Source organism: Ruegeria sp. BHSB172 (assembly GCF_059613165.1).
The window spans coordinates 1-17,963 of the sequence record NZ_JBXWRZ010000010.1; the positions used below are offsets into that span (position 1 = coordinate 1).

Below are 17,963 nucleotides of genomic sequence, written 5' to 3' on the forward strand. Positions count from 1 at the left end.
GTGCGGCAGAAAATGCCTCGCCCTCGGCCTGACCCGAGATGGTCATGGGAAAGCTCTCCGGCAAGCCGATGGTGACGGTGCCGTCGCCATTCTCGGTCAGGGTCATTTCCGGGATGACCATGTCGAACGCGCCATCCTCGTCCGGCAGCTCCATCTTCAGCGTCATGTTCCTGATGCTGGTGACGTTGCCCGAGGTACTCTGATCGCCGGTGACGGCATAGCCCATGCTGCCCATGTAGGACTGCCAGTCGGACCAGACATCGTTGGCGGTCAGGTCTGCCAGCGCGCCTTGCGTCGCGATAACATAGGCCAGGACGGCGCCGCCCGTGCGGCGAAGGAAAACGGACATAAGGGAACCCTTCGTGTTGAAATTCGCGCGCATCGTCGGGCCTGTGGCGCACGCCGTCAAGGGGGCAAGGGGTGGACGCTTTCCCCGTTTGCGCGATAGGACTTGAACGGATTGCAAGCCGAAAGGATTACGGGATGTCCATGCAAGGAAAAACAGTGCTGATCACCGGGGCCAGCCGCGGCATCGGGGCCGAGGCGGGGCGCGTTTTTGCCGCAGCCGGGGCCAATGTCGCGCTGGTGGCCCGCAGCCGCGCGCAGATCGACGCGCTGGCCGCCGAGTTGGGGGGGCAGGCACTCGCGATTGCCTGCGATGTCAGCGACTTCGCGCAGGTCGATCAGGCGGTGGCCGCCTGCGTCGATCGCTTTGGCGGGGTGGACGTGCTGATCGGCAATGCCGGGGTGATCGACCCGATATCGCATCTGGCCAAGGCTGATCCGGCGGATTGGGATAGGGCCATCGACATCAATCTCAAGGGCGTGTTCTACGGTATGCGCGCGGTGCTGCCGGTGATGCGGGCCGCAGGCGGCGGAACTGTGCTGACGGTCTCGTCGGGCGCTGCGTCCAACCCGGTGGAGGCTTGGAGCCATTATTGCGCTTCGAAGGCGGGTGCGAAGATGCTGACCGAGTGTCTGCACCTGGAAGAGTCCCACTACGGCATCCGCGCGATGGGCCTGTCGCCGGGCACGGTGGCCACCGACATGCAGCGGACGATCAAGGCCAGCGGCATCAACCCGGTCAGCCAGCTTGAATGGGAAGATCATATCCCCGCCGATTGGCCGGCCCGCGCGCTGTTGTGGATGTGCTCGGCCGACGCCGACGAATTTCTGGGCACCGAGATTTCTCTGCGCCGCGACGACATCCGCAAGAGGGTCGGCCTGACGTGATCGAACTGACCAAGGAAAACGGCCTGTGGACCGTGGTGCTGAACAATCCCGGCAAGGCCAATGCGCTGACCGGGGCGATGCTGGCCGAACTGGTCGATATCGCCCAGGCGGCGACCGAGGCGCGGGCCTTGATACTGACGGGTGCCGGCAAGGTCTTCAGCGCCGGTGCCGATCTGGACGAGGCGCGGGCGGGTCTGGCCACCTCGGACCTATGGGAACGTCTGTCGGGCGCCATCGCCGCGCTGCCCTGCCTGACCGTTGCCGCGCTGAACGGCACGATGGCGGGCGGGGCCAACGGCATGGCGTTGGCCTGCGACCTGCGCATCGCGGTGCCGGAGGCCAAGATCTTCTATCCGGTGATGCGGCTGGGGTTTCTGCCGCAGCCGTCGGACGTGCTGCGCATGAAGGCGCTGATCGGGCCGGCACGGACCAAGCTGATCCTGATGGCCGGGCAGAAGATCACGGCCGACGAGGCCTTGGCCTTTGGTCTGGTCGACCGGGTGGTGGCCCGCGACATGCTGTTGCAGACCGCGCGTGAGCTGGTTTCCGACAGCCTGGCGGCAGATCCTGATGTCGCCTGCGGAATCGCCGGGATGTGCGCATGAGGCTGGCCGCCCTGCATCTGCGCGTGGCGGACCCGGCCGGGCTGGCGGAGTTCTACCGCCACGCGCTGGGCATGGTGTCGCGCCGTGACGGGGCGGATTGGCGGGTCGGCTACCCTGGCCGGGGTGCGGAAATCGTGTTGCAGCCCGGCGGGGGCGGGTATGTCGCGGATCGTGGGCAGCGGTACTGGAAGATCGGCATCACCTTGCCTGACGTGGACCGGGCGGCGGACTGGCTGCGGCGAAGGGGGGTCAAGGTCAGCCAGCCGACGCAGTTTCTGGACATCGGCTATTTGAGCCATCTCACCGATCCCGAGGGGTTTGCGATCGAACTGCTGCAACATGATTTCGAATGCAACCGCCCGAAGGCCGACCCCGTGCAGGCCCCGTTCGACCGGGCCTGCGTGGGCCAGATCACCCTACGCTCCGGCGACATCCAGGCCGAGGATGCGATCTGTCGCAGCCTTGGGATGCGGCTTCTGGCGATACAGGATGTAACCCCGCACGGCTTCGACCTGCACTGCTATGCCTTCACACAGGAGCGACCGCCCAGCCCTGACCTCTGGGCCGTCGGCAATCGCGAATGGCTGTGGCGACGGCCCTATACCACGCTGGAGTTTCAGCACATTCCCGGTGCCGTCATCGTACCCACGCCCGACCTGCGCGGGATCGGCATCGAAGGGCTGACCGAACCCGTCCGTGCCGCGCATGGCACGGTGTTCGTGCCCGCCTGATCAGCGGCTGCGGCGCTTTCCGGGCACTTTCGACTGGAACCCGGGCGGGCGTTTGCGCACCCAGTCCAGAAACCGCGACAGCCGGGGGTGGCCGCGCAATGCCGCGACCGAGTTGTAGCTGCGGGCCAGCTCGGCCTCGGTCAGGGTGGCGTGAATTTCCTTGTGGCAGATTCCGTGCAGCAGAACCGTGGGACCGCCCTTGCCCCCTTTGAGTTTTGGGATCAGATGGTGCAGGCTGCCGGTCCCGTCGGGGATCGGGCGGTCGCAGAGCGGGCAGATGGGGCAGTCCTCGGTCATGGCGAGGCTAGATTTATCCCGGGCCCGGCCCGAGACAAGAGGAAAGATATGGCGCAGGCATTGGTGATCGGGGCGGGTCCGGCCGGGTTGATGGCAGCCGAGGAACTGGCGCGGGCCGGGCATGCTGTTCTAGTGGCCGAGGCCAAGCCATCGGTCGCGCGCAAGTTCCTGATGGCGGGCAAATCGGGCCTGAACCTGACGAAGGATGAACCGTTCGAGACTCTGCTGCCGGCCTATGGACAGGCGGCGGACTGGCTGCGTCCGATGCTTGCCGATTTCGATGCCGGAATGGTGCAGGACTGGGCGCGCGGTCTGGGGCAAGAGTTGTTTACTGGCTCGACCGGGCGGGTGTTCCCCCGCGCCAAGAAGGCCTCGCCGCTGTTGCGGGCCTGGCTGGAGCGGCTGGACGGGATGGGGGTTGTGATCCGCACCCGCTGGCGCTGGCTTGGCTGGGACGGCGCGGCGGCGGTGTTCGACACGCCCGACGGCGGGCAACGGGTCGCGGCCGGGGCGACGGTGCTGGCGCTTGGCGGCGCTAGTTGGGCGCGGCTGGGCTCGGACGGGGCTTGGGCGCCGGTTCTGGCGGAAAAGGGGGTGCCGTTGGCGCCTTTCGCGCCGTCGAATGCCGCGCTGGCGATGGGTTGGAGCCCGCACATGACGCCGCATTTCGGCCGGGCACTCAAATCGGTGCGGTGGATGGCGGGCGATCGCATCAGCCGGGGCGAGGCGGTGATCTCGGAGAAAGGGCTTGAAGGGGGTGGGCTGTACCCGCTGACCCCGGCCCTGCGCGCGGGCTTGCCGTTACGTGTGGATCTGGTGCCGGACCTGCCGCAGGAAGAACTGCGCCGCCGCCTCGCTGCGACCAGCGCGAAAACCACGCTCAGCCGGTGGCTAAAAAACGGCTTGCGCCTGCCAGCGCAGAAAGTGGCGCTGTTTCACGAAATGACCAAAGGCGAGGTCGTGACCCGGGCCGACTGGGTCGGGCTGCTGAAAGCGCTTCCCGTGCGCCACGCGGGACTGCGCCCGATGGACGAGGCGATCTCGACCGCGGGCGGCGTCATGCGCAGCGGGCTGACCGATGGCCTGATGCTGAAGGCGCTGCCGGGCGTGTTCTGTGCCGGCGAGATGCTGGATTGGGAAGCACCGACCGGCGGCTACCTTCTGACCGGCTGTTTCGCCACCGGGCGATGGGCCGGGCGTTCGGCCGCAGACTGGCTGAGCGCTCAGGCGGTTTTGGCCAGCTCGCCCAGTTTCTGATAGGCCGGCCGCGCGCGGAGGTCCTTGCCATAGGCTTTCAGCACATCCGAATTCATCGGAAAATCGGCGGTTTTGGCCCAGCTCATGCAATGGACGCACAGGATGTCGGCAATCGTCATCTTGTCACCTTGCAGGTACGGTCCCTTTAAGCGGCGGCCCATGCGCTGGAAGCTGCGGTCAAATTCCCATTTCGCGACCTCGACCACCTGCGGAACACGTTTGTCCTGCGGCAGGATGAATGCGTGCCGGGTAGCCAGCCACAGCGGCGCATCGAATTCCTCGAGCATGGCGTTGACCAGCGAATCCTGCTCGGCCCGTTCCAGGGTTCCGGCCGGATAGGTGAAGGCCCCGTGCTTGTCGGCCAGATAGGTCATGATCGCCACGCTGTCCGAGAGCACGGCATCGCCGACCTGAAGAACCGGCACCTTGCCGGATTCATGCAGGGCCAGAACCTGCGGATCATGCGGCCCTGCCGGGATCAAATCATAGGGCTGGCCCAATTCCTCGAGCAGCCAGATCACCCGCGAAGCGCGGCTGTGGACGCGTCCATAAAGTTTGTACATGCCGTGCTCCTGTCTTGGCTGACCTACAGGTTGGTGGCGCAGGGCGGTGCGTCAAGCCCGACGCCCCGTCACGTCAGCGTGACCGAGCCAGCATGGCGATGCGGATCATCGCCCGTTCGACCAGCGCCATGGCCGGCGCGGTCTGCCCGGCCGACCGCAGGGACAGGTCGGTATCGGTCAGCACGGTCAGTGCGGTCTGCAGTTTCTGCGCCCCCCAGGCCTGCGCCTGCCGCAGGATGCGGTCGCGCCGCTTGCCATAGATCGGCGGACGCAGCTTGCCGATGCCCTGGGCCGCGCCACCCGGGTCCGAAGCGCAGGCATAGAGAGTACGGAAATGCCGCGTGGCGCCGATGCACAGCGTCACCGGGTTGGTGCCCTGCGCCTGCAGGCGTCGGATCAGCGGGCCGATCTCGGGCGCGCGGCCCTCGGCCACCACGTTCAGAACATCGTCCAGCGCGGCCTCGTTGGATTGCGGGGCGCAGGCCTCGATGTCCTCGACTGTCAGCGCGGTGCCGTCCCCGCGTTTGTACAGGGCCAGCTTTTCCAGCGTCTGCGCGAAATCGCCGGGGCTGAGCTCGGCTGCCAGATCCCCTAGCATCGCCATCGAATCGCGCGGGATATCGGTCAGGCCAGCCTGTGCCAATGACCGCTCGATCTCGGCGCGGCTGGGTGGGTCGTCATAGATGCCCACCGCATAGGCGTTGCGATGGGCCTCGAAGGCCTTGCGCAGCTTGGAACTGGCCTTGAGCTGGCCCGCGGTCACGATGATCTGCGCGTCGCCCGGGGCCCAGTCCTCGAGCGCGGTCAGAATCGCAGGGGCGGCGGAGTCGGTTGCCTCCTCGACAAAGACGGCACGCGGGCCGGGAAAGAACCCGACCGCCTTGACCGCGTCCAGCAGCATGGCCGGGTCGCCGCGCAGATCGGCGCCGGGCATCCGGGTCAGGCGCATCTCTTCCTCGGCGGTAGGGCCAAGCAGCGCGGCCAGAACCTGCTGGCGTTTCAGCGCCACGCGCATCGCGTCGGCGCCGTAGATCAGCAAGCCCGTCTTGTCGGGGTCCGGTTTGGAAAAATACCCGTCAGCCTCGCGTGGCGAAAGCTTCATGAAGCCAGTTCCGGTGTGGAATACAAGCGGGTCACGATCTGATCGGCCAGGATGACCATCAGGCGATCCTTTGCGTCGCGCTCGTCAGCCAGGGTCGAGACCGTCGAACCCGATGCCGAGTAACCCACGAAATCGGTCACGGTGCCCGACGCGACGACCTGCCCGGTTTCAGCCGAGGTCAGGGTGAAATTCGCGCGCCCATCTATTGTATAGCGGTTGGTCTCGTTGGTCGTGGTGATCGCTGCCCCGCGGGTTGCGGTGGTGACCTTCACGTTCAACCTATAATCCTTGGCCGAACCGGCGCCGCGCCCTAGCCGCTGTTCCAAATTCTGTACCAGCAGATAGCTTTCGACCGTGTCCGGGGCCGAAACCGCGACTTTGCCATAGAGAGCGGACCCCGCCGCCCCCGGCGCGTAGACGGGTTGAAACCCGCAGGCTGCCGCCAACGCACAGGCGGCCAGCGGCAGCATCAGTTTTCTGCGGTCAAACAACGACATTCACGATCCGGCCCGGAACAACGATCACCTTCTTCGGAGCAGCGCCATTCAGCGCCTTCTGCACAGCTTCGGTGCTGAGCGCGATTTTTTCAACCTGCGTCTTGTCCAGATCTTTGGCCACGCTGATTTCGGCGCGGCGTTTGCCGTTGATCTGGATGGGCAGGGTGACGGTGTCATCGACCAGCATCGACTCGTCCGCCACCGGCCAGGGCGCCAGCGCCACCAGCCCTTCGCCGCCCAGCATCTGCCACAGCTCTTCGGACAGGTGCGGGGTCATCGGCGACATCAGCTGCGCCAGCGTCTTGGCCGCCTGCCGCTTGGCCTGCGCGCCCGCCTTGGATTTGGCCAGCGTGTTGGTAAAGGCATAGAGCTTGGCGATCGAGGCGTTGAAGCCGAAGGATTCGACCCCGCCGGTCACGTCATGGATGGTCTTGTGCATCTCGCGCAGCAGCGCTTCGTCCTCGGCATTGGCCGGGGCGTCGGATGCGGCGATCTCGGACACGATGCGATGCACGCGGCTGAGGTGCTTGTGCGCGGCCTCGGCGCCGGCGGCGGTCCATTCCACGTCACGCTCGGGCGGCGAATCGGACAGCACGAACCAGCGCGCGGTATCCGCCCCAAAGGCTGAGATGATGCTGACCGGGTCCACCACGTTCTTCTTCGATTTCGACATCTTGGCCGAGGGGATGATCTCGACCGGCTCGCCCGTCGCCTTCAGCTTGCCGTCCTCGACTTCTTCGGGAAGGTGATAGACCGGGCGGCCCTTGTCGTCGCGGGTCTGATAGATTTCATGGGTGACCATGCCCTGGGTGAACAGCGCGTCGAACGGCTCGATCGCCTTTTTCGGCAGATGCCCCGTCAGATGCATGGCCCGGGCGAAGAACCGCGAATACAGCAGGTGCAGGATCGCGTGTTCGATGCCGCCGATATACTGGTCCACGTTCATCCAGTATTCGGCTTCGGCCAGATCGGTGGGCGTTTCCGCGCGTGGGGCGGTGAAACGGGCGAAATACCACGACGAATCGACGAACGTGTCCATCGTGTCGGTTTCGCGCTTGGCCGGCTTGCCGCAAGACGGGCAGGCACAGTCGCGCCAGGTCGGGTGACGGTCCAGCGGGTTGCCCGGTTTGTCGAAAGTGACATCGTCGGGCAGGCGAATCGGCAGGTTTTCCTTCTTTTCGGGCACCACGCCGCAGTCGTCGCAATGCACCACCGGGATCGGACAGCCCCAGTAGCGCTGGCGCGACAGGCCCCAATCGCGCAGGCGGTACTTGGTCACGCCCTTGCCCCAGCCGGCTTTCTCGGCAAACGCGATGGTCGCGTCGATGGCTTCCTGTCCGGTGGCCTCGGTCAGACCGGCGAAATGGTTGACCCAGCGCACTTTCTGTTCTTTCGGCGGGACGAAAGCGATCTTGTCCACCGGCGTGTCGTCATCCAGAGCAAAGAAGGTGTCGATCACCGGCAGGTCATATTTGCGGCAGAAATCTAGGTCGCGCTGGTCGTGCGCGGGGCAGGCGAAGATCGCGCCGGTGCCGTAATCCATCAGGATGAAATTCGCGATCCAGACCGGCAGTTCCCAGTTCGGGTCCAGCGGGTGCTTGACGCGGATGCCGGTGTCGAAACCCAGCTTCTCGCCGGTTTCGATGGCCTCTTCCGTGGTGCCGCCCTTGCGGCATTCCGCAACGAATTCAGCGACTTCGGAGTTGTCGGCCTCAAGCTGCTTGGCGATCGGGTGATCGGGCGAGATGCCCACGAACGAGGCCCCCAGCAGCGTGTCGGGCCGCGTGGTATAGACGGTGATGGGCGCGCCGCCGTCGGTGCGCTCGAATGCAAATTCCAGCCCGCGCGACTTGCCGATCCAGTTCTCCTGCATCAGGCGCACCTTGGCGGGCCAGTTCTCGAGCGTATCCAGCGCCTCGAGCAGCTCTTCGGCGAATGCCGAGATCTTGAAGAACCACTGGGTCAGCTCGCGTCGCTCCACCAACGCGCCCGAGCGCCAGCCGCGCCCGTTTTCAACCTGTTCGTTGGCCAGCACGGTCATGTCCACCGGGTCCCAGTTGACCACGGCGTTCTTGCGATAGACCAGCCCCGCATCGAGCATATCCAGGAACAGCGCCTGCTGCTGGCCGTAATATTCCGGGTCGCAGGTCGCGAACTCGCGCGACCAGTCGATCGACAGGCCCAGCGGCTTCATCTGCGCGCGCATGTCGGCGATGTTGCCATAGGTCCAGTCCTTGGGGTGGCCACCGATGGCCATGGCCGCATTCTCCGCAGGCATTCCAAAGGCATCCCAGCCCATCGGGTGCAGCACGTTGTGCCCGGTGCTAAGCTTGTAGCGGGCGATCACGTCACCCATGGTATAGTTGCGCACATGCCCCATGTGGATGCGCCCCGACGGATAGGGGAACATTTCCAGCACATAGTATTTCGGCTTGTCCGCCGTGCGTTTGGCGGTGAAGATCCCGGCCTTGTCCCAGGCCTCTTGCCATTTTGCTTCGATTTCGTTGGCCGAGTAACGCGACATCATGCGGTCCTTCGTGAATGAAAACGCCGGGCAGGGGCCCGGCGTGGTAATATTGTGATTTTCTGCGGGTTGCTAGAGCTTGTTGTCCGCGATCCGCAGCTGGCGCGCCCGCGACAGGATCGCATCTTCGACCGCACGCGTGGTGGCGGCGCTGACCGGCGCGCCTCCGCTGGTCTGCAGCGCCACCGAAAGGGACCGCGCCGCCAGGGCCGGATCCTTGATGTGCACCGTTGCCCGATAGGACCGCCCGCCGCCCGGCGGTCTGCCGTAACCCGTTACGATCACGCCGGTAAACGGATCCACCTCTTCGATCGGCAGGAAATTCAGCACATCCAGCGAGGCCGCCCACAGGTACCGATTGACCTGTGTCACTTGTTCCGAGTTGTTGGGGCCGAACACATCCCAGATGGTCGAACGATTCGGATCATTGAGTTCACGAGCCTCTGACGAACTGCCGTCGGTGGTTAGATAGTTCGGATTGGGCTGTGCCGAGCGATTCTGCCCGCAGGCCGCAACCGAGACGGTCAAAATCAACAAACCCGAAATCGTCTGCAGGCGCATCGTCGGCATGTCCTGTTCTGCTGGTTAGACTGTTGGGTGATACTCCTAGACAAGCTGTTGTGTTGCAACAAGCCCATTCTTTCCAAAGGCGCCATGGCGATGCCGAAAACACGCCCTCAAACCGACTGTGGCATCCTTGCACCAATTCCGGGGCAATGACTGCAAAAGAATTAAGGCAAGCTTGCGCTGAGGGGGCAAAAAGAGCGAAACGGTCTGCGTGCTGAGACATGTGCAGCAGGCATGTGTCGAGTAGAAATTACTGAAACCGAGGGAAACAAGATGAAAAAAGTTCTCTTCGCATCGACCGCACTGATCGCAACCGCATCGGTTGCCGCGGCCGAAGTTAAGTTCAGCGGCTATGGCCGCTTTGGTATCGGCTACCAAGAAGACCGTACCGGCGTTGTGACCAACTTCACCACCACTGCCAGCGGCACCACCACCGGCACCGCTGCTGTCGCGACCGACGAAACCATCCTGGTTTCGCGCTTCCGCCTGAACATCGATGGCATCGCGGAAACCGACGGTGGCGTCCGTTTTGAAGCACGCGTCCGCCTGCAGGCCGACGAGAACGCCGGCACCGGTGAAGCCAACTCGGCTGGCCTGAACGGCGCACGTTTCTCGGTCATCTACGGTGGTCTGCGTGTTGACGCGGGCAACGTTGCCGGCTCCTTCGACAACCTGGCCAACTACTACGGCAACGAACCGGGCCTGGAAAACTTCATCGGCCAGTACTCGGGCGTCGACTACAGCTTCCTGGGCTATTCGTCGACCGGTTCGGGTTCGAACGCTGTGTTCTTCCAGTACGCAGTCGGCGACTTCGCCTTCGGTGCGTCGTATGACCAAGCCACCTTTGGTGTGAACGGCGTTGCAACCGATGCCGACCGTTGGGACATCAGCGCAACCTACACCTTCGGCAACATCACTGCCGCTCTGGCCTACGGTGAGACCGACGCTCTGGCAGGCAAAGATCCGAGCCTGACCGTCTTCACCCTGGGTGGTGAATTCGGTGACTTCTCGGGCACCCTGTTCGTTGCTGACGACGCAACCCAAGTTGCAGCAACCGACGGCACCGCCTACGGTCTGTCGCTGGCCTACAACGTTGGCTCTGCTCTGACCCTGACCGCCGCTTACGGTGACGGTTCGGCTGACGCCGACACCCAGCAGTACGGCATCGGCGCCATCTACGACCTGGGCGGCGGCGCATCGCTGCGCGGTGGTATCGGTGTGTCGGACTGCGACGTCTGCGTAGACTCGACCATGCGTGCCGACTTCGGTGCTCAGTTCAACTTCTAAGTTGATCTGAACCGCAAGGTTTGGGGCGGGTCTTCGGACCCGCCCTTTTCTTTTGCGCCGACATGGTGTTTTTCTGGCGCGAAACCGGAACAGGGGAAATCCATGTCGTTGCAGGAAATCAAAGATCGCATCGCAAAGGCCGAAGCCGCCGCCGGGCGGCAAGCCGGGTCCGTGACCCTGATTGCCGTATCCAAAGTTCAACCAAATGACAGGGTTCAGGCCGTGCTCGAGCAGGGCCACCGCTGTTTCGGCGAAAACCGGGTGCAGGAGGCCGCCGCGAAATGGCCCGCCTTCCGCGAGCGGTTTTCCGGCATCGACCTGCATCTGATCGGCCCGCTGCAGACCAATAAGGCGCGGCAGGCGATGGATCTTTGCAATGCCATCCATTCAGTGGATCGGCCCAAATTGGCAAAGACCCTGGCGCGGTTGGCGCAAGAGACGGGCGCCTGCCCTGATCTGTTCATCCAGGTGAACACCGGAGAGGAACCGCAGAAAGCCGGCGTTTTGCCCGCCGATGCGGATGCCTTCATCGCCGAATGCCAGGGGCTGGACCTTCCCGTGCGCGGCCTGATGTGCATCCCGCCGGTGCACGAGGAACCGGCGCTGCATTTCGCCCTTCTGGCCAAGATCGCCGCGCGCAACGGGCTGCAAGGTCTCTCGATGGGCATGAGCGGCGATTTCGAAACCGCGATCGCGTTGGGGGCCACCCATGTCCGGGTGGGGTCGGCGATCTTTGGCGAACGGGTCAAAGCGGGGGAATGATCACTCGGGTGCCCAGGGTGACCCTTTGCGCGATCCAGTGCAGGTGGTCACGGCGGAAGGCCAGGCAGCCCTCGGTCGGATAGCCCGTCCGGCGCCATTGGTGGATGAAGATGGCTGATCCGCGTCCAGGCACTGCATCGGGCCAGTTCCAGTCGGTGATCAGAACCAAATCGTACAGCGGATCGGCCCGCCGAAGGCGTTCATGGCTGAACCCGTGCGGCGCCCGCACATGCCGGTTGTAGTCCGGGTCAGCACCATCATCCGACCACAGGTCTCGCGGCCCGATCGGCAGGGCCCAGGGGGCGGTTGGCGCAATCCGGTCGGGCCGGTACAGCATGCCTACGATCCGCAGAACGCCAGTCGGGGTGGCGCCGTCGCCTTCGCGTTTGGCGTTGGTCAGGCCGCCTTTGCCGATCGTGCAGGGGAACGTCCTGCCGTGAAACCGCACGCCGCGCCAAGACAGGACCAGATCGTGCGGGCTCACAACAGATGGCCCGACTTGGCCGCCTTGGTCGCCAGATAGCCGCGATTGTGCGCTGTTTCCCCGACCTTGAGCGGCACACGTTCGGTGACGGCGATCCCGGTGCGTTCCATCATCGCGATCTTGGCGGGGTTGTTGGTCAGCAGTCGCACCGAACTGAAGCCCATTGACTTCAGGATGTCGGACCCGAGGCGGAAGTCGCGCTCGTCATCCTCAAACCCAAGCCGGTGGTTCGCTTCGACCGTGTCGAACCCCTGATCCTGAAGGAAATAGGCGCGCATCTTGTTGGCCAGGCCGATCCCGCGGCCCTCCTGGTTGAGATACAGCAGAACGCCGTGGCCCTCGGCTCCCATCTGCGCCAGGGCGCCGCGCAGCTGCGGGCCGCAATCGCATTTCAGGCTGCCCATCAGGTCGCCGGTGAAGCAGGCAGAATGCAGCCGCGCCAAAACCGGTTTCGAACGGTCGGGCCGGCCGATTTCGATGGCATAGTGTTCTTCACCGCCGTCCTCGGGGCGAAATACATGCAGCCGCCCGGCCTCGGAGACCTCCATCGGCAGGCGGGCGGCGACCACCTCGTGCAGGGGGCTGCGATCGGCCAGATGTGGGGCGGTGCGGGTATGGTCAATGCAGGTCAGCCCATGGGAGGCGGCAAAGGCGCGCCCGTCCTCGACGGGTACGACCACTGCCGCCGGCAGCAGGCGCGCGGTCTTGGCCAAGGCGATGGCGATGCGGTGCAGGTTGGTATTGCCGCTCCGCTGGGTCATCAGCGGACCCTTCATCGGGGAATCGAGGTCATCGGACGGGTCTGCCACGGCCTGCACCCAGGCAAGGTCGGCATCGGCGGGGATTACGACACGAGCCAGATCGCCGTCATAGGCGCGCGCCTTCAGGGTCTCGGCCCGGCGGTTGGTGATGGCAACCACGGGCTGATCGCCCAGACCGCGGAGATCGGACAGACGTTGCGGCCCCAAGGTCTCGGCCGCCGCGGCCACTACGCCACGGCCGCCGTCATCGACCAGCACCACGGGAACGCCCATGCGCAGATCCGCCCGCGCGCGCGCCAGCAATTCGGTGATGTCGGGAATCAGACTCATCGATGTTATCCTGTAACGTTTGTCTCGTCCTAGCCCGTTCGCCGCCGAATGTGAAACATTTCCCGTCCATCAGACACGAGGGCGTGAGAGCGTTGCAGCAAAACTTGTGGATTGCATATTCCAAGCTCAAGTGATGCAAAAGCAAAAGGAGGACCGGGACATGGCGCAACTCAAGAAAATCCTGCTGGTCGATGACGACGAGGACCTGCGCGAAGCGCTGAGCGAACAGCTGGTGATGACCGAGGATTTCGACGTGTTCGAGGCCTCGGACGGTCAGTCTGCTTTGGAGCGCGCGCGCGAGGCGATCTATGACCTGGTGATTCTGGATGTGGGCCTGCCCGACACCGATGGGCGCGAGCTGTGCCGGCTGATGCGCAAGCAGGGGGTCAAGAGCCCGATCCTGATGCTGACCGGCCATGACAGCGACGCCGACACGATCCTGGGGTTGGATGCCGGGGCCAATGACTACGTGTCGAAACCCTTCAAGTTTCCAGTGCTTCTGGCCCGCATCCGCGCGCAGCTGCGCCAGCATGAACAATCCGAGGATGCGGTTTTTGTTCTTGGGCCCTACACCTTCAAGCCGGCGATGAAGATGTTGATCACCGAGGATGACCGCAAGATCCGCCTGACCGAGAAGGAAACCAACATTCTCAAGTTCCTGTACCGATCCACCGACGGTGTCGTACCGCGCGATGTTCTGCTGCACGAGGTCTGGGGCTATAACGCAGGTGTCACCACGCACACGCTGGAAACCCACATCTACCGTCTGCGCCAGAAGATCGAGCCCGATCCCTCGAATGCGCGCCTTTTGGTCACAGAATCCGGCGGATATCGCCTGGTTTCCTAACGATTGGTGGATTGATGTGGATCAAAGTGATACTCTATAGACATCTTTAGGTTACTCGCAACCCGCGCATGTCCGGGTCATGACATGTACCTCCCTGTTGGACTGCCGGGCCTTTGGCCCGGCTTTTTTTCGGATGGCACCCCGGCAATTGCCGCGTTAGGTTGCCCCGGTCGCGACAAGGGAACCCCGATCATGCCTTTCACTCTGGCCACCTGGAACATCAATTCCGTTCGCCTGCGCGAGCCGATCGTGCAGAAACTGCTGCAGGAGGAGGCACCGGACGTGCTGTGCTTGCAGGAATGCAAATCGCCGGTCGACAAGATCCCGACCGAAGGTTTCGCGGAACTGGGTTACACCCACATGATTGCCCGCGGGCAAAAGGGCTACAACGGTGTGGCCATCCTGTCGCGCCTGCCGATCACCGACCTGGGTGACCGGGATTTTGCCGGGCTCGGCCATGCCCGCCATGTCGCAGGGCAACTGGAAAACGGTGTGATCATTCACAATTTCTACGTCCCTGCAGGCGGCGACGTTCCCGACCGGGAGGTGAACGAAAAATTCGGCCAGAAACTGGACTACCTGACCGACATGCGCGACTGGTTCCACGCCGAAAAGCCACAGAAATCCATTCTGGTTGGTGACCTGAACATCGCCCCGCGCGAGGATGACGTATGGTCGCACAAGCAACTGCTCAAGGTCGTGTCGCACACGCCGATCGAGGTCGAGCAGCTGGCCGAAACGCAGGAGGCGGGCGGCTGGGTCGACATCACCCGGCAGGACATCCCCGAGGGGCAGCTGTACAGCTGGTGGTCCTATCGCGCTCGCGATTGGGATGCGGCTGACAAGGGGCGGCGCCTCGATCACGTCTGGGCGACGCCCGACATCTCTAACGCGGGTCATTCCAGCCGCATCCTGCGCGAAGCGCGCGGCTGGGAGAAGCCCAGCGACCACGCGCCGGTTTTTGCGACCTTTGATCTCTGATCCGCCCTGAACCGGTGCGACGGCTCTTGGTTTCCGCCGCGCCCGGTTGCATATAAGGGCCAAGACTGAATTCCGGAGAGTGAATGCCATGGAACTTCTGAACGGCGCAGGCAACCCCGCCGCCACCGATCTGATCAAGGACGGAACCGAGGCCACGTTCATGGCCGATGTCGTCGAAGCGTCGCAGGAAACCCCGGTGATCGTGGATTTCTGGGCGCCGTGGTGCGGCCCGTGCAAAACGCTGGGTCCGGCCCTTGAAGAGGCCGTGACCGCCGCCAAAGGCGCGGTGAAAATGGTCAAGATCAACGTGGACGAGGCGCAGATGATCGCTTCGCAGATGCGAATCCAGTCGATCCCGACCGTCTATGCCTTTTTCAAGGGTCAGCCGATCGACGGGTTCCAGGGCGCGCTGCCCGGCTCCGAGATCAAGGCGTTCATAGACCGCGTGATCGAGGCTGCTGGCGGCCAGAGCCCCGGCGGACAGCTGGACGAGGCAGTGGAGGCCGCCGAAGAGATGCTGGCCGAGGGCGCGGCAGTAGATGCGGCCCAGACCTTTGCCGCCATTCTGGGCGAAGACCCGAACCATGCCGCGGCCTATGGCGGACTGGTGCGCGCCCATATCGCAATGGGTGATCTGGAGCAGGCCGAGGCGATTCTGAACGGCGCTCCGGCCGAAATCTCAACGACGGCCGAGTTGGAGGCTGCCCATGCGCAGTTGGAGCTTGCCAAGCAGGCCGCAAATGCCGGCCCGGTGGCCGAGCTGACCGCTGCGGTCGAGACCGACCCCGACAACCATCAGGCCCGGTTTGACTTGGCGCAGGCGCTCTATGCCAACGGCAAGGCCGCCGAGGCGGTCGATCAGCTGCTGGAGCTGTTCCGTCGCGACCGCGAATGGAACGATGGTGCAGCCAAGACCCAGCTGCTGACGATCTTCGACGCGCTCAAGCCGAATGATCCGATCGTGCTGAACGGACGGCGCAGGCTGACTTCGATGATATTTGCCTGATCGCATATCAGAGCTAGAACACATTACATGATGCATCCCGCCGATCTGCCGGACACGGTGTCCGTGTTCCCGTTGCCCGGGGCCCTTTTGCTGCCCCGGTCCCGGCTGCCGCTGCATATATTCGAGCCGCGCTATCTGCAGATGCTGGACGATGCCCTGAAAACCAAGGAACGGCTGATCGGCATGGTCCAGCCGAATCCGGGCCCCGGCCATGGGGCTCGATTGCACCGCATCGGCTGCGCCGGGCGCGTCACCCAGTTTTCCGAGACCGAAGACGGGCGCTATCTGATCACCTTGACCGGCGTGTCGCGGTTCCGCATTCAGTCCGAGGTCGAGGGCTTCACGCCCTATCGCCGCTGTGCCGTCACCTGGGAGGGGTTCGACCGCGACCTGGGTCAAGGCGAACGGGATGCCGGGTTCGACCGGGCCGCTTTCCTGCGGTTGCTCGAAAGGTATTTCTCGGCCCGTGCGCTCTCGACGGATTGGGAGACGCTGAACGAGGCGGATGACGAATTGCTGGTCAATTCCCTGTCGATGCTTCTGGATTTCGATCCTGAGGACAAGCAGGCCCTGCTTGAGGCACCCTGCCTGCGAACCCGGCGCGAAACGCTGGTCACACTGATCGAATTCTCGCTGCGCGGGGGTTCAAACGAGGAACAACTGCAATGACTGAGACGGAACCGGGTTTCGACCGCCATATGCTCGAGGCGCTGATCTGTCCCCAGACTCATACCACGCTGGAATATGACGCCGAGCGGCAGGAACTGGTCTCGAAAGCCGCTGGTCTGGCCTTTCCGATCCGCGACGGGATTCCGGTGATGCTGGTGGATGAGGCGCGCAAACTCGACTAGATCGGGCGGCCCTGCAACAGCCTAGGCAGGTCGCCTGTCAAACCGGCGGCCTCGCGCACGAAGCCGCGGCGCAGACCGGGCAGGGACCCGACAATGCCCATGCCGATGTCGCGCCCGAGGCGCAGGATAGGATTGTCGTTCGAAAACAGCTTGTTAAACACATCCGTCGCCATTGCCAAGGCCGCCGTGTCAAAGCGGCGCCATTCCTGATAGCGCTCCAGAACCAGAGTCGAGCCGATGTCCTCGCCGCGTCGACCGGCCAGCGTCAGCACCTCGGCCAGCGCGCCTACGTCGCGCAGCCCGGCGTTGAGCCCCTGACCGGCGATCGGGTGCATGCCATGGGCCGCATCACCCACCAGAGCCAGCCGGTCCGCGATGAAGGAATTGGCGATGGTCAGGTTCAGCGGATAGGTGAACCGGTCGCCCTGTAGGCGGATGTCACCCAGAAAATCGCCGAACCGGGGCCGCAGGACCTGAAGGTAATCGGCCTCGTCCAGCGCGTTGATGCGCTGTGCGGTCTCGGTGCGTTCGCTCCACACGATCGAGCTGCGGTTACCGGTCAACGGCAGGATCGCCAGCGGGCCGGGGGGCATGAAGAACTGATGTGCAATGCCGTGATGGGGCAGGTCGTGCTCGATCGCGCAGACCAGCGCAGTCTGGCCGTAGTCCCATCCGGTCCGCTTGATCCCGGCGCGGGAGGCGGTGCCGCTGCGGCGGCCGTCGCACCCCACCAGAAGCCGACCGGACAGCGCAGATCCATCATCCAGCGTCACGGTCACGCCGCCTGGCCCGGTTTCCTGCGCAACCACGGTTTTGCCATCCACCCGGGTGATCGCCGGTTCCGCCTGCATCGCCGCAAGAAATGCGCGCCGCAGGTGACGGTCCTCGACCATATAGCCCATCGGGCCTTCCTCGATCTCGGCATGGTCGAAATGCATGAAAAACGGCGACGGACCTGTGCCTGCGTGGCCATCGGTGACCTTGATCTCCAACATCGGCTGGGCGTGGTCCGCAACCCGTTCCCAGACGCCGATCGCGGCCAGCAACCGTTGCGAGGCCAGCGCCAGTGCATAGGCACGCCCGTCGAACGCCGCGTTCTTGCGCAGCTTCTCGGCCAGCGCGTCTATCACGGTGACGCTGTGTCCGGTCTGCGCCAGCGCCAGCGCCAGGGCGGGGCCGTTCAGCCCGCCGCCAACGATCAAGATATCGGAAACCTGTGTCATTCGGTGCAATATGCGCGCCCTTTCGGGATTGTCCATGTGCAGTCCTGTCGCTACC

The 17,963-nt window shown here is 64.1% G+C and carries 20 protein-coding genes and 1 pseudogene; 11 read left to right on the forward strand and 10 right to left on the reverse strand.

What is annotated here, in order from left to right; genetic code table 11:
• Positions 1 to 349 (reverse strand): annotated as a pseudogene (locus AC2FM3_RS07460) (DUF2125 domain-containing protein); the annotation flags it as partial.
• Positions 350 to 483: 134 nt separating this feature from the next.
• Here AC2FM3_RS07460 and AC2FM3_RS07465 point away from each other — a divergent pair.
• The 3 genes from AC2FM3_RS07465 to AC2FM3_RS07475 are packed head-to-tail and all read left to right on the forward strand — an operon-like array spanning position 484 to position 2,569.
• Positions 484 to 1,233: an SDR family oxidoreductase gene (locus AC2FM3_RS07465; protein ID WP_496680326.1), complete on the forward strand. Its 750-nt coding sequence runs from the start codon at positions 484 to 486 to the stop codon at positions 1,231 to 1,233.
• The gene (locus tag AC2FM3_RS07470) at positions 1,230 to 1,838 is read left to right on the forward strand and encodes an enoyl-CoA hydratase/isomerase family protein (protein WP_496680327.1); all 609 of its coding nucleotides are present in this window, start codon (positions 1,230 to 1,232) and stop codon (positions 1,836 to 1,838) included. The genes AC2FM3_RS07465 and AC2FM3_RS07470 overlap by 4 nt, the downstream gene beginning before the upstream one ends.
• On the forward strand, positions 1,835 to 2,569 hold the full coding sequence (locus AC2FM3_RS07475) for a VOC family protein (RefSeq protein WP_496680329.1): 735 nt from the start codon (positions 1,835 to 1,837) through the stop codon (positions 2,567 to 2,569). Before AC2FM3_RS07470 ends, AC2FM3_RS07475 begins: the two co-directional genes overlap by 4 nt.
• On the opposite strand, the gene AC2FM3_RS07480 is transcribed toward AC2FM3_RS07475, so the two are convergent.
• Positions 2,570 to 2,866: an HNH endonuclease gene (locus AC2FM3_RS07480; RefSeq protein WP_496680331.1), complete on the reverse strand. Its 297-nt coding sequence runs from the start codon at positions 2,864 to 2,866 to the stop codon at positions 2,570 to 2,572.
• Between the two features lie 48 nt (positions 2,867 to 2,914).
• Here AC2FM3_RS07480 and AC2FM3_RS07485 point away from each other — a divergent pair, with 48 nt between their 5' ends.
• Positions 2,915 to 4,123 carry a TIGR03862 family flavoprotein gene (locus AC2FM3_RS07485; RefSeq protein ID WP_496680332.1) on the forward strand — a complete coding sequence of 403 codons (1,209 nt, stop codon included), beginning with the start codon at positions 2,915 to 2,917 and terminating at the stop codon, positions 4,121 to 4,123.
• Here the strand turns inward: AC2FM3_RS07485 and AC2FM3_RS07490 are convergent.
• The 5 genes from AC2FM3_RS07490 to AC2FM3_RS07510 form a co-directional block, all read right to left on the reverse strand.
• On the reverse strand, positions 4,090 to 4,686 hold the full coding sequence (locus tag AC2FM3_RS07490; protein ID WP_496680334.1) for a glutathione S-transferase family protein: 597 nt from the start codon (positions 4,684 to 4,686) through the stop codon (positions 4,090 to 4,092). The genes AC2FM3_RS07485 and AC2FM3_RS07490 overlap by 34 nt on opposite strands.
• Before the next feature lie 73 nt (positions 4,687 to 4,759).
• Positions 4,760 to 5,788 carry a DNA polymerase III subunit delta gene (gene holA, locus AC2FM3_RS07495; protein WP_496680336.1) on the reverse strand — a complete coding sequence of 343 codons (1,029 nt, stop codon included), beginning with the start codon at positions 5,786 to 5,788 and terminating at the stop codon, positions 4,760 to 4,762.
• The gene (gene lptE, locus AC2FM3_RS07500) at positions 5,785 to 6,285 is read right to left on the reverse strand and encodes an LPS assembly lipoprotein LptE (RefSeq protein ID WP_496680337.1); all 501 of its coding nucleotides are present in this window, start codon (positions 6,283 to 6,285) and stop codon (positions 5,785 to 5,787) included. The genes holA and lptE overlap by 4 nt, the downstream gene beginning before the upstream one ends.
• Positions 6,272 to 8,809 carry a leucine--tRNA ligase gene (gene leuS / locus AC2FM3_RS07505; protein ID WP_496680339.1) on the reverse strand — a complete coding sequence of 846 codons (2,538 nt, stop codon included), beginning with the start codon at positions 8,807 to 8,809 and terminating at the stop codon, positions 6,272 to 6,274. Before leuS ends, lptE begins: the two co-directional genes overlap by 14 nt.
• Before the next feature lie 72 nt (positions 8,810 to 8,881).
• Positions 8,882 to 9,370, reverse strand: a complete 489-nt coding sequence (locus tag AC2FM3_RS07510) for a DUF3576 domain-containing protein (protein WP_496680340.1) — start codon at positions 9,368 to 9,370, stop codon at positions 8,882 to 8,884.
• A 279-nt stretch (positions 9,371 to 9,649) separates the two neighbouring features.
• On the opposite strand from AC2FM3_RS07510, the gene AC2FM3_RS07515 reads away from it, so the two are divergent.
• Together AC2FM3_RS07515 and AC2FM3_RS07520 are read left to right on the forward strand one after the other, a co-directional pair.
• Complete coding sequence (locus tag AC2FM3_RS07515; RefSeq protein WP_496680342.1) at positions 9,650 to 10,663, forward strand: porin; 1,014 nt, start codon at positions 9,650 to 9,652, stop codon at positions 10,661 to 10,663.
• 102 nt (positions 10,664 to 10,765) lie between these two features.
• Positions 10,766 to 11,425 carry a YggS family pyridoxal phosphate-dependent enzyme gene (locus AC2FM3_RS07520; RefSeq protein ID WP_496680344.1) on the forward strand — a complete coding sequence of 220 codons (660 nt, stop codon included), beginning with the start codon at positions 10,766 to 10,768 and terminating at the stop codon, positions 11,423 to 11,425.
• Here the strand turns inward: AC2FM3_RS07520 and AC2FM3_RS07525 are convergent.
• Positions 11,409 to 11,909: a L,D-transpeptidase family protein gene (locus tag AC2FM3_RS07525; protein ID WP_496680345.1), complete on the reverse strand. Its 501-nt coding sequence runs from the start codon at positions 11,907 to 11,909 to the stop codon at positions 11,409 to 11,411. The two genes, AC2FM3_RS07520 and AC2FM3_RS07525, sit on opposite strands and share 17 nt — an antisense overlap.
• The gene (gene ribA / locus AC2FM3_RS07530) at positions 11,906 to 13,000 is read right to left on the reverse strand and encodes a GTP cyclohydrolase II (RefSeq protein ID WP_496680347.1); all 1,095 of its coding nucleotides are present in this window, start codon (positions 12,998 to 13,000) and stop codon (positions 11,906 to 11,908) included. The genes AC2FM3_RS07525 and ribA overlap by 4 nt, the downstream gene beginning before the upstream one ends.
• A 160-nt stretch (positions 13,001 to 13,160) precedes the next feature.
• Here ribA and AC2FM3_RS07535 point away from each other — a divergent pair, with 160 nt between their 5' ends.
• The 5 genes from AC2FM3_RS07535 to AC2FM3_RS07555 all read left to right on the forward strand — a co-directional run bounded on the left by AC2FM3_RS07535 (position 13,161) and on the right by AC2FM3_RS07555 (position 16,685).
• Positions 13,161 to 13,847: a response regulator transcription factor gene (locus AC2FM3_RS07535; RefSeq protein ID WP_149775464.1), complete on the forward strand. Its 687-nt coding sequence runs from the start codon at positions 13,161 to 13,163 to the stop codon at positions 13,845 to 13,847.
• 192 nt (positions 13,848 to 14,039) lie between these two features.
• Entirely contained in the window at positions 14,040 to 14,828 is a 789-nt protein-coding gene (locus AC2FM3_RS07540; protein ID WP_496680348.1) for an exodeoxyribonuclease III, read from the forward strand.
• Between the two features lie 88 nt (positions 14,829 to 14,916).
• Positions 14,917 to 15,834: a thioredoxin gene (trxA, locus tag AC2FM3_RS07545; protein WP_496680350.1), complete on the forward strand. Its 918-nt coding sequence runs from the start codon at positions 14,917 to 14,919 to the stop codon at positions 15,832 to 15,834.
• A gap of 27 nt (positions 15,835 to 15,861) precedes the next feature.
• Positions 15,862 to 16,503, forward strand: coding sequence for an LON peptidase substrate-binding domain-containing protein (locus AC2FM3_RS07550; protein WP_496680351.1), 642 nt, complete (start codon positions 15,862 to 15,864; stop codon positions 16,501 to 16,503).
• Complete coding sequence (locus AC2FM3_RS07555) at positions 16,500 to 16,685, forward strand: Trm112 family protein (protein WP_496680352.1); 186 nt, start codon at positions 16,500 to 16,502, stop codon at positions 16,683 to 16,685. The genes AC2FM3_RS07550 and AC2FM3_RS07555 overlap by 4 nt, the downstream gene beginning before the upstream one ends.
• Here the strand turns inward: AC2FM3_RS07555 and AC2FM3_RS07560 are convergent.
• Positions 16,682 to 17,908 carry an FAD-dependent monooxygenase gene (locus AC2FM3_RS07560; RefSeq protein WP_496680354.1) on the reverse strand — a complete coding sequence of 409 codons (1,227 nt, stop codon included), beginning with the start codon at positions 17,906 to 17,908 and terminating at the stop codon, positions 16,682 to 16,684. The genes AC2FM3_RS07555 and AC2FM3_RS07560 overlap by 4 nt on opposite strands.
• Positions 17,909 to 17,963 lie beyond the last annotated feature (55 nt).